Annotated in this window: 10 protein-coding genes and 1 tRNA gene; 7 read left to right on the forward strand and 4 right to left on the reverse strand. The window is 66.8% G+C overall.

All coding sequences use genetic code 11. The features are described 5' to 3' along the window. Positions 1 to 118 precede the first annotated feature (118 nt). Positions 119 to 1,816 (forward strand): ABC-F family ATP-binding cassette domain-containing protein, encoded by a 1,698-nt coding sequence (locus RW112_RS17685; RefSeq protein ID WP_317783015.1) that lies wholly within the window; start codon positions 119 to 121, stop codon positions 1,814 to 1,816. Then, positions 1,813 to 3,726 carry an ABC transporter ATP-binding protein gene (locus tag RW112_RS17690; RefSeq protein WP_317783016.1) on the forward strand — a complete coding sequence of 638 codons (1,914 nt, stop codon included), beginning with the start codon at positions 1,813 to 1,815 and terminating at the stop codon, positions 3,724 to 3,726. Before RW112_RS17685 ends, RW112_RS17690 begins: the two co-directional genes overlap by 4 nt. Here the strand turns inward: RW112_RS17690 and RW112_RS17695 are convergent. From RW112_RS17695 to RW112_RS17705, 3 genes are all read right to left on the reverse strand, one after another. Beyond that, positions 3,723 to 4,136 carry an NUDIX domain-containing protein gene (locus RW112_RS17695; protein WP_317783017.1) on the reverse strand — a complete coding sequence of 138 codons (414 nt, stop codon included), beginning with the start codon at positions 4,134 to 4,136 and terminating at the stop codon, positions 3,723 to 3,725. The two genes, RW112_RS17690 and RW112_RS17695, sit on opposite strands and share 4 nt — an antisense overlap. Then, complete coding sequence (locus tag RW112_RS17700) at positions 4,133 to 4,636, reverse strand: DUF6314 family protein (RefSeq protein WP_317783018.1); 504 nt, start codon at positions 4,634 to 4,636, stop codon at positions 4,133 to 4,135. Before RW112_RS17700 ends, RW112_RS17695 begins: the two co-directional genes overlap by 4 nt. 1 nt (position 4,637) lies before the next feature. After that, a tRNA-Arg gene (locus tag RW112_RS17705) sits at positions 4,638 to 4,710 on the reverse strand. An 85-nt stretch (positions 4,711 to 4,795) separates the two neighbouring features. Here RW112_RS17705 and RW112_RS17710 point away from each other — a divergent pair. Further along, a complete protein-coding gene (locus RW112_RS17710; RefSeq protein ID WP_317783019.1) occupies positions 4,796 to 5,596 on the forward strand; it encodes a DUF998 domain-containing protein in 801 nt (266 codons plus the stop codon). On the opposite strand, the gene RW112_RS17715 is transcribed toward RW112_RS17710, so the two are convergent. Next, positions 5,571 to 6,191 carry a hypothetical protein gene (locus tag RW112_RS17715; protein WP_317783020.1) on the reverse strand — a complete coding sequence of 207 codons (621 nt, stop codon included), beginning with the start codon at positions 6,189 to 6,191 and terminating at the stop codon, positions 5,571 to 5,573. The genes RW112_RS17710 and RW112_RS17715 overlap by 26 nt on opposite strands. A 56-nt stretch (positions 6,192 to 6,247) precedes the next feature. On the opposite strand from RW112_RS17715, the gene RW112_RS17720 reads away from it, so the two are divergent. The 4 genes from RW112_RS17720 to sucC all read left to right on the forward strand — a co-directional run bounded on the left by RW112_RS17720 (position 6,248) and on the right by sucC (position 11,788). After that, positions 6,248 to 7,126 carry an inositol monophosphatase family protein gene (locus tag RW112_RS17720; RefSeq protein ID WP_317783021.1) on the forward strand — a complete coding sequence of 293 codons (879 nt, stop codon included), beginning with the start codon at positions 6,248 to 6,250 and terminating at the stop codon, positions 7,124 to 7,126. 62 nt (positions 7,127 to 7,188) lie between these two features. Further along, a complete protein-coding gene (gene pcrA / locus RW112_RS17725; RefSeq protein ID WP_411709938.1) occupies positions 7,189 to 9,672 on the forward strand; it encodes a DNA helicase PcrA in 2,484 nt (827 codons plus the stop codon). A gap of 14 nt (positions 9,673 to 9,686) precedes the next feature. Then, positions 9,687 to 10,394: a hypothetical protein gene (locus RW112_RS17730; RefSeq protein ID WP_317783023.1), complete on the forward strand. Its 708-nt coding sequence runs from the start codon at positions 9,687 to 9,689 to the stop codon at positions 10,392 to 10,394. A gap of 224 nt (positions 10,395 to 10,618) precedes the next feature. Next, on the forward strand, positions 10,619 to 11,788 hold the full coding sequence (gene sucC / locus RW112_RS17735; RefSeq protein WP_305939872.1) for an ADP-forming succinate--CoA ligase subunit beta: 1,170 nt from the start codon (positions 10,619 to 10,621) through the stop codon (positions 11,786 to 11,788). The last annotated feature ends 2 nt before the right edge of the window (positions 11,789 to 11,790 follow it).

Below are 11,790 nucleotides of genomic sequence, written 5' to 3' on the forward strand. Positions count from 1 at the left end.
GGACTATGCTAAATGGTCGAACCCGTTGGTCCGTACACCCCCCAAGTCCGGACCAGCGGGTTCTTCCATGCCCGGCGGGATTCCAGGCCGTTTTGGGCCGCAGTGAGAGGATGGACTAATGACTGCAACCCTTGTTGCCAAAGACCTTTCCGGCGGTCACGACCACCGAACACTCTTCTCAAAACTTTCCCTCACTGTGGCGCCCGGCGACGTTGTGGGCGTCGTGGGCGCCAACGGTGCCGGCAAGTCCACCCTGCTCCGCCTGCTGGCCGGTGTGGACCAGCCACTGTCCGGCTCGGTGAGCCTGGCCCCGGCAGACGCCTTTGTGGGCTGGCTGCCCCAGGAGCACGAACGCGTTGCCGGCGAAACCGTGGCGGAGTACGTGGCCCGCCGGACCGGCTGCGCCCAGGCAACGTCGGAGATGGAGTCCACGGCCGAGGCCCTGGGTTCGGGCGCCCCCGGCTCCGATGATGCCTACTCCCTGGCGTTCGACCGCTGGATGGCCTCCGGCGCGGCGGACCTTGACGAGCGGATTGCGCCGGCCCTTGCCGACCTCGGACTGGACGTGGGGCCGGACGCGCTCATGACCGGCCTGTCCGGCGGGCAGGCCGCCCGGGTGGCACTGGCCGCGCTGCTGCTGAGCCGCTTCGACGTGGTCCTGCTCGATGAGCCCACCAACGACCTTGATCTCAACGGGCTGGCCAAGCTGGAAGCATTCGTGCAGGGCCTCCGCGGCGGCGTGGTCCTGGTCTCCCACGACCGCGAATTCCTGGCACGCTGTGTCACCACCATCGTTGAACTGGACCTCGCCCAGAATTCCGTGGCAGTTTACGACGGCGGCTACGAGGCATTCCTGGAGGAACGCGCCGTGGCGCGCCGCCATGCCCGGGAGCGCTACGAAGAGTTTGCCTCCACCAAGGCGGACCTCGTCTCCCGTGCCCGGACCCAGCGTGAGTGGAGCTCCCAGGGCGTCCGCAACGCCATGAAGAAGAGCCCGGACAATGACAAGATCCGCCGTGCGGCCTCCACCGAATCCTCGGAGAAGCAGGCCCAGAAGGTGCGTCAGATGGAGTCCAGGATTGCCCGGCTCGACGAGGTCGAGGAACCCCGCAAGGAATGGCAACTGCAGTTCAGCATCGGCCAGGCGCCGCGTTCCAGTGCGGTGGTGGCAACGCTGCGTGACGCCGTCGTGCGCCAGGGCGACTTCACCCTGGGGCCGGTGAACCTGCAGCTCAACGCCGGAGAGCGCATCGGCATCACGGGCCCCAACGGGGCCGGCAAATCGACCCTGCTCCGGCTGCTGCTGGGGATCCGGCAGCCTGATTCCGGGAACGCTTCGATGGGCGCCTCGGTGGCCATCGGCGAAATCGACCAGGCCCGTGGCCTGCTGGCCGGCCACCTCAAACTGGGAGACGCCGTCGAAGCCGTCCTGACGGAGCTGACCCCGGCGGAGGTCCGGACCCTGCTGGCCAAGTTCGGCCTCAAAGCGGACCACACCTCGCGCCCGGTCGATTCGCTCTCGCCTGGGGAACGGACCCGTGCCGCGCTCGCGCTCCTGCAGGCACGCGGGGTGAACCTGCTGGTCCTGGATGAGCCAACCAACCACCTGGACCTTCCCGCCATCGAACAGCTCGAAGAAGCACTGGAAAGCTACGACGGCGCCCTGCTCCTGGTCACGCACGACCGCCGGCTGCTGGAAAACGTGCGACTGGACGTCCGATGGAACGTCGAGGAAGGCGTGGTCACCGAACAGCTCGCCGGCGCCGCAACATCTCCCGGCGCGGCAGATCGCGCCACGAAAGGCCAGTCACGATGAGCATGGACCGGGTAGCCTGGAGCTCCCTTTACAACATCACGCGGGCCTCCAGCGGCTCCAAGCCGTTCTCCAAGGCAACGCTGAAGCGCGTGTTCGGCTTCGCCCGGCCGCACCGGGGCAAACTGATCGCCTTCGTGCTGCTCTCGATCGCCATGGCAGTGCTTGCCGTAGCCACCCCGGTCCTCGCGGGGCAGGTGGTGGACGCCATCATCGCCGGAGTAGGCGCCGACGTCGTGATCGGGCTGGCCGTGCTCATCGCGGTCGTGGCCGTGGCCGAGGCCGGGCTGGGACTCGTGACGCGCTGGCTGTCCTCCACCATCGGTGAGGGCGTGATTGTGGACCTGCGCACCAAGGTGTTCGACCACGTGCAGAAGATGCCGATCGCCTTCTTCACCCGCACCCGGACCGGCGCGCTGGTCAGCCGTCTCAACAACGACGTGATCGGCGCGCAGTCCGCCTTCGCCGGAACCCTGTCCGGCGTCGTGAGCAACGTCGTGGCCCTCGCCCTGACCCTCGTGGTGATGCTGGGCAAGTCCTGGCTCGTGACCGTGCTCGCCATGATCCTGCTGCCGATCTTCCTCATCCCCGCCCGCCGGATGGGCTCCAAGCTGGCCGACCTGCGGCGTGAAGCCGCGGAGCACAACGCTGCCATGGGCACCCAGATGACCGAACGCTTCTCCGCGCCGGGTGCCACGCTGGTCAAGCTGTTCGGACGGCCCGATGAGGAATCACGTGAGTTCGCCGTCCGTGCCGGCCGCGTCCGGGACATCGGTGTGCGCACCGCCATGCTGCAGTTCACGTTTGTCACCGCGCTGACGCTTGTCTCGGCGCTGGCGCTGGCGCTGGTTTACGGGCTGGGTGGCTTCCTGGCGCTGCAGGGGCAGCTGGCCGCGGGCGACGTCGTGGTGCTGGCGCTGCTGCTCACCCGCCTTTATGCGCCGCTCACGGCCCTCTCTAACGCCCGGGTGGAAATCATGAGCGCCCTGGTCAGTTTCGAGCGGGTCTTCGAAATCCTTGACCTCAACCCCCTCATCCAGCAGAAGCCGGACGCCGTGGAGGTGCCGCCGGGCCCCGTCGCGGTGGAGTTCGACGACGTCCGCTTCGCCTACCCCTCAGCGGACAAGGTGTCGCTGGCTTCGCTGGAGGACGTGTCCACGCTGGACACCCGGGGCGGCGAAGAAGTGCTGCACGGCATCAGCTTCCGGGTGGAACCCGGCCAGACGGTGGCCCTGGTTGGTTCCTCGGGCGCCGGTAAATCCACGATCGCCCAGTTGCTGTCACGGCTGTACGACGTCGACTCCGGCGCCGTGCGCCTCGGCGGCACCGTGCCCGGGAGCGGACTGGACGTCCGTGACACCACCTTCGATTCGATGCGGGCCACGCTGGGCATGGTGACCCAGGACGGCCACCTGTTCCACGAATCCATCGCGTCCAACCTGCGGCTGGCCCGTCCGGACGCCACCGAAGAGGACATGTGGGACGTCCTGCGCCGCGCCCGGCTCGAGTACATGATCCGGTCCCTGCCGGACGGCCTGGACACCGTGGTGGGGGAGCGCGGCTACCGGCTCTCCGGCGGCGAACGCCAGCGCCTCACCATAGCCCGGCTGCTCATTGCACAGCCGCGCGTCGTCATCCTGGATGAGGCCACGGCAGCCTTGGACTCCACCAACGAGGCGGCCGTACAGGCTGCCCTGGGGGCAGCGCTCGAGGGCCGCACCGCCGTGGTGATCGCCCACCGGCTGTCCACTATCCGGGCCGCGGACATGATCCTGGTGGTGGAGGACGGCACCATCGTGGAGCGCGGAACCCACACCGAGTTGCTTGCGGCGGAAGGCCGGTACGCGGAGCTCTACCGCACGCAGTTCGCGGAAGCGAGTGCCGTGGTGGAAGAGGCCGTTCCGGAGTTCTAGTTCCGGAAACTGCGGCCCGCTGCCAGGACGGGCAGGATGTGCTCCGTCAGCAGGGGTGCAAGGTCGGACGGCAGCTCCCCGGCCAGGTCCAGCCAGCGGATTTCGGCGATCTCCGCTGAAGGGTGCGCACTCCAGGTTCCCGGGGCGGCAAAAACCGTCGCTTCGATGTCCGTTGCGGCCTCATTGGCGGCGTCGGCGAGCCAGACGCCCATGAGGTGCAGGTCTTCCGGAGCCACGGCGATGCCTACCTCTTCCAGCAGTTCACGCGAGGCGGCCTGGGCCGCGGTTTCGCCGGGTTCGGGTTTGCCGCCCGGGTGCATGAACTTGTCCGTGCCGCGCTTTCGAACGGTCAGCAGGCGGCCGGCGTCGTCGTAAACGCAGACCGCGGACACCACGATGCGGTCCCTCATGCCGCCGACCCCGGCTCATCCGATCCCGGCTCATCCGAAACCGGCCTGAGCCGGCGCAGGGTCGATTCCAGGAGCAGGTCCTTCCGCGGTCCCTGGACATCCCAGGAATAGCTGAATTCGTCGGGACCGCGGCGGGCATACGTCACGCGGTAGGTGTCCGGATCACACCAGTGCTGGTCCTGGCTGGCCGTTTCCCGGAAGCTCATCCGGTGGAACGGGCGCCCGTCAGGGAAGGCCATGTCCATCGCATCGGGGGAATCCGCAGGCTGCAGCAGGTAGTCCCGGCTGGCGGGGCCTGTAAACGTCCCGCCGTCCGGAGCAGGCCAACGCATGGTGCCTTCTTCGTGGAAGTCGAGGCCGCCGTCGTCGTCCCTTGGGGAAAAGCGGGCCACCCCGGTGAAGGTCCCGCGGGCGCCGGAGCTGCGGTCCCACAGGGTGCGTTCCACGGACCAGCTGCCCAGCAGGTAGGCACGCAGGTCGGGGAACGGCGGGAAATTCAAGTGCCCTCGATTGGAATCGAACCAACGACACCGGCTTTAGGAGAGCCGTGCTCTATCCACTGAGCTACGAGGGCGGGCGCCCGAAGCGGTTGGCACAGGCCGTCCTGTTCGGGCACGGATACAAGCATACAAGGTGACGGCCCGTACTACGCTCTTGGCATGACTGCAGCAACACCAGCAACTTCCTACCGGGCCGGATTCCTCCCGGATATCGCGTCCCGGCGCGAATATTTCGGGGCGTGGGCGGAGCTCAGCGTGCTGCAGTACTTCGTGGCCGAGTCCGCAGTGATCGCGGCCTGGGCGGGTCCGGAGCCTTATGACCGGCGGACCGGCTACATCAGCGACCTCGGGGCCGTCCATTGCGGAACCTATGAAGACCGGGACGTCTGTTCACCCTTGCACCTGCTGATGAATGCCTCGTTCGTGGTGCAGGGCCTGGGCATGCTGGTGGGGGCCCTGCTCCTCAGCTCAGCACTCCTGTGCGTCGCCGCCCGGCCCGGCGTCCGGCTCGCCGTCGGCAGCGGCCACCGCGCGCCATGGTTCACGGCCCTCGGCGCCAAAGTCCTGACATTCACCGCAGGGACAGGAACCATCATCGTGGGACTGGTGCCCGAAGACGCCGGAATGTTCGCCGTGCACCTGACCGGGGCCCTGATGTATTTCATCGGGGGAGCGCTGGCGCTGCTGTTGCTGGGGGTGCTCTGGCGAAGGCAGTCACCCCTGGGCTGGTTCATCCTTGCCTGCGGAGCGGTCTCCTTTGCGGCGCTGGTCATCGGCGGGGTCACCGGAATGGACGTCCCGGAGCCGGGCACCCTGGAGCGGTTCATGGGATATCCGGTGACCATCGGCCTGGCCGCTGCGGGGCTGGTGATCGCCCAGCGGGTGCGGCAGGAACTGAGGGCGGGAAAAACTGCGCGGGCAGCCGCCCGGGCAACTACTTCCGCGGCCTCCGGCCGATAAACACCGCAGCGCCGCCAGCCAGCAGGCTCAGGACCAGCAGCACCCAGCCGGAAACGGTGAGCGCGGACGCGAGCGCTACCTGGCCGGCGTCGGCCGTTGACGCGGACATCATCGAATCGATGGCGGCGTTCCCCCACAAGCGGACGGCTGCGAACAGGAGCGGGAGCGCCCAGAGCGCCCAGCGGAGCGCCTTGCGCGCAACGTTCGTCCCGATCAGCAGCAGCCAGGTGAAAGCGAATATCAGCGGGAACAGGGTGCCGGCCGTTTTGTGGAGGTAGTTGAGCTGGCCGCGGGCGTCCTCGTTCATGGCCGCCCTCAGCCGGTCCACGAAGCCCTGGTCAAAGCCGCCGACCAGCGAATCGGGCATGGGCAGGCCGCCGGAAAGCTGGGTGAGCTGGTTCAGCGTCAGCAGATGCAGGTACCAAAACAGGAAGAGGCTGACCACCACCCCTGCGATCAGGATCAGGCTGCTGTTGTTCTGCGCTTTTTCCGGTGTCCGTTGGGTGGTGGGGTTGATCACCGGCGGCAGGTGGTGCTGGGGAACAGACGCCTTGGCGCCGTGTTTCTTGATCCGCTGTGCTGGTGTCTTGGCCATGCGTTCATTATCGCTGGTCGTTCCCGTTCCTGTTCCCTGCCGGCGTGGCCTGTTCCATGCCAGCGGCCGCCTATAGGCTGGGACGCGTGACGGAACTTGGAAGACACAAACTTGGCAGGCACAGCGCGGCGGAACTCAACGCGGGACTGGACGACTACCAGCTGGCCGAGGCGCTGGTCCGGGAAGCCGGGATGCTGGCGCTCATGATGCGGCAGGGCGGCCTGGAAGGGCAGCAAAAGACGTCGGTTTCCGATGTGGTTACGGCCGCCGACCATGCCGCAGAAGCCTATGTGCTGGAGCAGTTGCGGCGCTGCCGGCCGGATGACGGCATCCTGGGGGAGGAAGGCGCCTCCGTCGAGGGGCGCAGCGGGCGGACCTGGGTGATCGACCCCGTGGACGGCACCTACAACTTCCTGCACGGCTCCACCTACTGGTGCTCCGCGCTCGCGCTCAAGAGCGCGGACGGCACCGTCCTTGGCGCCATTTTCCAGCCCGAAGAGGACAAACTCTGGCTCGGCGGGAGCGCCCGTCCCGCGACCCTCAACGGTGAACGGCTCACCTCCTTCCAGGACGACGGCGGAGCCAGGCCGCTGAAGCCCCTGGCCGAGCAGGGGGCGGCGACGTATATCCACCCGACGTGGCTCGCGGACCCGCTCTGCGCCATGCCCTGGCACGCGGCGGCCACCGCTGCAGCGGCGCTGCGGATGTTCGGATCAGGGTCCTGCGACCTGGGCCGGGTGGCCGACGGCGAACTTGACTGCTGGTTCCAGCACAGCTGTCCCGAATGGGACTGGCTGCCCGGGAAAGCCATTGTGCTCGCCGCCGGCGGAGCCGCCGAGACGGTCCGCGTCAACGGACTCGAATGGTTCATGGCGGGCGGAACGACGGCGGTCCGGCAGCTCCGGACCGCCCTTGAGGCCGGCTCTGTGGAGTGAGCACGCCGGGCGGCCCGGACGATAGTGTCGGCCCCACCGCCTAGACTTGTAGCACCATGGATATGTTGTTTGACCCGTATGCTGACGGACCGTTCAAGGCTGCCCCGCAAGCGGCAGCGCTCACCAAGTCGCGCCCGGGGGACGCACAAAATCCGGCAGGCTACGGCAGCGGAGGGCCGGAATCCGAAGACCACCGGCGTCCTAAGCTGCCCGGCGCGGACGAACTCCTGCAGGGCCTCAACCCGCAGCAGGAAGAGGCGGTCAAGCACGCCGGCAGCGCGCTGCTTATCGTCGCCGGAGCCGGATCAGGCAAGACACGCGTGCTCAGCAACCGGATCGCCTACCTCATCGCCACCCGGCGTGCCCATCACGGTGAGATCCTGGCCATCACCTTCACCAACAAGGCAGCTGCGGAAATGCGGGAACGCATCGAGGCCCTCGTCGGCGGCCGGGCCAAGATCATGTGGATTTCCACTTTCCACTCGTCGTGCGTGCGCATCCTGCGGCAGGAAGCGGCCAACGTCGGGCTGAAGTCCAACTTCTCCATCTACGACTCGGCGGACTCCCTGCGGCTGGTCACCCAGGTGTCAAAGAGCCTGGACCTGGACCCCAAGAAGTTCGCGCCCAAGGCCATCCAGCACAAGATCTCGGCGCTTAAGAACGAGCTCGTCGACGCCGATTCCTATGCCTTGTCCGCCAACCACAACGATCCCTTCGAATCCGCCGTGGCCGACGTCTTCAAGGGCTACACCCAGCGGCTGCGCCAGGCCAACGCCATGGACTTTGACGACCTCATTGCCGAGACCGTGTACATGTTCCGGGCCTTTCCCGCGCTCGCCGAGTCCTACCGCCGGCGCTTCCGGCACGTCCTGGTGGACGAATACCAGGACACCAACCACGCCCAGTACGCGCTGGTCCGCGAAATCGTGGGCGAAGGCCCCGGGGCGTCCGAACTCACTGTGGTGGGTGACTCGGACCAGTCCATCTATGCCTTCCGCGGCGCGGACATCCGGAACATCGTGGAGTTCGAAAAGGACTATCCCGAGGCGCGCACCATCAAGCTGGAACAGAACTACCGCTCCACCCAGAACATCCTTTCGGCCGCCAACTCGGTGATCTCCCGCAACCCCAACCGACCGGAGAAGCGGCTGTGGACGGCCGAGGGCGAAGGCCACAAGATCATCGGCTACGTGGGCGAGAACGAACACGACGAAGCGCAGTTCATCGCCAAGGAAATCGACCGGCTCCAGGACGAGGACAACCTCCGCCCCGGGGACGTCGCCATCTTCTACCGCACCAACGCGCAGTCCCGTTCCATCGAAGACGTCCTGGTGCGCGTCGGACTGCCGTACAAAGTGGTGGGTGGCACGCGCTTCTACGAGCGCAAGGAAATCAAGGACGCCCTCGCGTACTTGCGTGTTCTGGTCAACCCTGACGACGACGTCAATCTGCGCCGGGTGCTCAACGAACCCAAGCGCGGCATCGGCGACCGCGCCGAAGGCGCCGTGGCAGCACTGGCAGAGCGCGAGCGGACCTCGTTCATGGCCGCCGCCCGCCGCGCCGACCAGGCTCCCGGCATGGCCACCCGCTCCGTTAACGCAGTTCTGGGCTTCGTGAAACTCCTCGACGACCTCGCCGAAGTGGCCAGCGGGTCGGGGGCGGCAGCCGCCCTGGAAGCCGTCCTCGAGCAGACCGGCTACCTGGCCGGCCTGCGGTCCAGCACCGATCCCCAGGACGAGTCCCGGGTGGAGAACCTTGCTGAACTCGTCGCCGTCGTCCGCGAATACGAACAGGAGAACCCCGAAGGTTCCCTGGGCGCCTTCCTGGAACAGGTGTCGCTGGTGGCTGACGCCGACCAGATCCCGGACGCCCCGGGCGCGGATATCGACGCCGCAGTGGCGGAAGCCAAACGGCTGGGCGTCGTGACGCTGATGACCCTCCACACCGCCAAGGGGCTGGAGTTCCCGGTGGTGTTCCTCACCGGAATGGAGCACGGCCTCTTCCCGCACCAGCGTTCGGCCACCGACCCCAAGGAGCTCGCGGAGGAGCGCCGGCTGGCCTATGTGGGGCTCACCCGTGCCCGGAAGCGCCTCTACGTCACCCGTTCGGAAGTCCGCAGCATGTGGGGCCAGAGCCAGTACAACCCGGCCAGCCAGTTCATCGAGGAAATTCCGGCCGAGCTGGTGGAATGGCGGCGCGAAGGAACCAGCCGGCAGGTGGGCGGCTGGGGGAGCGGCGCCTCCATCGGATCCAGCCGCTACGGCGGTTCGTTCTGGGGCGCCGGCACCGCCCGCGGCAACGCGCCGAGCCCGTCGGCCGGCTTCAACGCCGATGTGCCCGCCGCCATCGCGAAGAACCGCGTCCAGCCGCAAAAGGAAGTGCTGGCCGTCAGCGTGGGGGACAAGGTCAACCACACGAGCTTCGGAAACGGCACGGTCCTGGCAGTTGAAGGCGCAGGGGACAAGACCGTGGCCAAGGTGAAGTTCAGCGTCGGCGAAAAGCGGCTCCTGCTGAGGTACGCACCCCTGACCAAACTGGACGCGTAGCGCCGACAGGCATAATGGAGCCCATGCGACGGACTGTACCGGGGATCCTGGCCGCCCTCATCCTGCTGGCCTGCACGGCGTGCACCATCACCCAGGAGGACCCGGACTACGTTCCGCCGCCGCCGCTCCCCGCGCTGGAGCAGCTCGAACAGGCTCCCGTGACGGACGCCACGCCATTCTCCGCGGGGGACGGCGTCCTCAGCTTCGTCACCGCCGATCACAGTGCCGTCTGCTCGCTGACTTCGGCGCGCGGCGAGCACCTCAACCTGCCGTACGAGCAGAACGCCTACAGCGACGCTGCCAACAACAAGCTTGCGATCGTCCCCGTGGCACACTGCGAGCTGGCCGTATATCCCAAACCCGAGGCCGCGGACGTCACGGACGACTGTGCCGGCACGGGCCTGGGCTACCTTGGCGGCGTCGCGCTGCTCACGCCGGACAAGGCGGGATACGGCGAGTGCCGCTCGGGGGTCACGCAGATGGAAGCTGAATTCGGGCCGAAGGGCAGCAGGAACGGGCCGGTGGCCGGGCTTCCCGTGCTGGAGGAGGGGCAGAACCTCGAACGCAACGGCCTGCGCTGCTCGGCGTACAACGGCGGAGTGGCCTGCGGAAACGTGTCTGCAGGGGTTGGCTTCTTCGTTTCGCGGGACCGTTACGAACTAATTTCCGACGGCGGCAAAAAGACCGCAGGGACGCACTCAGAGGCGCCAAAAACCCCGTAATCTAGGGGATTTTCTACGCTTCATAGAATAGTGTCCTTACTCACATAACGGGTACTCTGGAACGGGCCGGTCCGCAGGAAGGACTAGAGTTCCCAAAGGAGCATTGCGCCGTGTGGCTCGTTTCCAAGCCTGTCGCAGGGTGCGTTTATTCCGCAGCCCGGTAACCGCGATTACGTGGGGTCCGGCTGTACAGAAACTACTTCGACGTAGAAGGACACTAAACCGTGGACCTGTTTGAATATCAGGCGCGCGATATGTTCGAGGCGCACGGTGTACCCGTGCTTGCTGGCATCGTGGCGCACACCCCTGAAGAAGCAAAGGCAGCTGCCGAGAAGATCGGCGGCGTAACTGTCGTCAAGGCACAGGTTAAGGTCGGTGGCCGCGGAAAGGCCGGCGGCGTTAAGGTCGCAAAGACCGCCGATGAGGCGCTGGAACACTCCACCAACATCCTGGGCATGGACATCAAGGGCCACACGGTCAACAAGGTCATGATTGCCCAGGGCGCGGACATTGCCGAGGAATACTACTTCTCCGTCCTGCTGGACCGGGCCAACCGCAACTACCTGGCCATGTGCTCGGTTGAAGGCGGCATGGAAATCGAACAGCTCGCCGTCGAACGCCCCGACGCCCTGGCCAAGGTTGCCATCGATCCCGCAGTGGGCATCGACCAGGCCAAGGCTGACGAAATCGTTGCAGCCGCAGGCTTCGCTGAGGAACTGCGCGGCAAAGTCGCCGCCGTGATCCTCAAGCTCTGGGACGTCTTCAAGAAGGAAGACGCCACCCTGGTGGAGGTCAACCCGCTGGTCAAGACCGGCGCGGGCGACATCGTGGCCCTTGACGGCAAGGTCTCGCTGGACGAGAACGCCGAGTTCCGCCACGCCAAGCACGCGCTCCTGGAGGACAAGGACGCTGCAGATCCGCTCGAGGCCAAGGCCAAGGCGCAGGACCTGAACTACGTCAAGCTGGACGGCGAAGTGGGCATTATCGGCAACGGTGCCGGCCTCGTGATGTCCACCCTGGACGTTGTTGCCTACGCCGGTGAAAACCACGGCAACGTCAAGCCCGCCAACTTCCTGGACATCGGCGGCGGAGCCTCTGCCGAGGTCATGGCAGCCGGCCTCGACGTCATCCTGGGCGACGAGCAGGTCAAGTCCGTGTTCGTGAACGTCTTCGGCGGAATCACCGCCTGTGACGCCGTGGCCAAGGGCATCGTCGGAGCACTGGCCGAGCTGGGCCACTCCGCGAACAAGCCGCTGGTCGTCCGCCTCGACGGCAACAACGTCGAGGAAGGCCGCCGCATCCTGGCCGAGGCCAACCACCCGCTGGTTACCCTGGCCGCCACCATGGACGAGGGCGCCGACAAGGCCGCCGAGCTCGCCAACGCAGCTAAGTAAAG

The sequence above is a fragment of the Arthrobacter sp. B10-11 genome (assembly GCF_033142195.1).
Taxonomy (GTDB): Bacteria; Actinomycetota; Actinomycetes; order Actinomycetales; family Micrococcaceae; genus Arthrobacter; species Arthrobacter oryzae_C.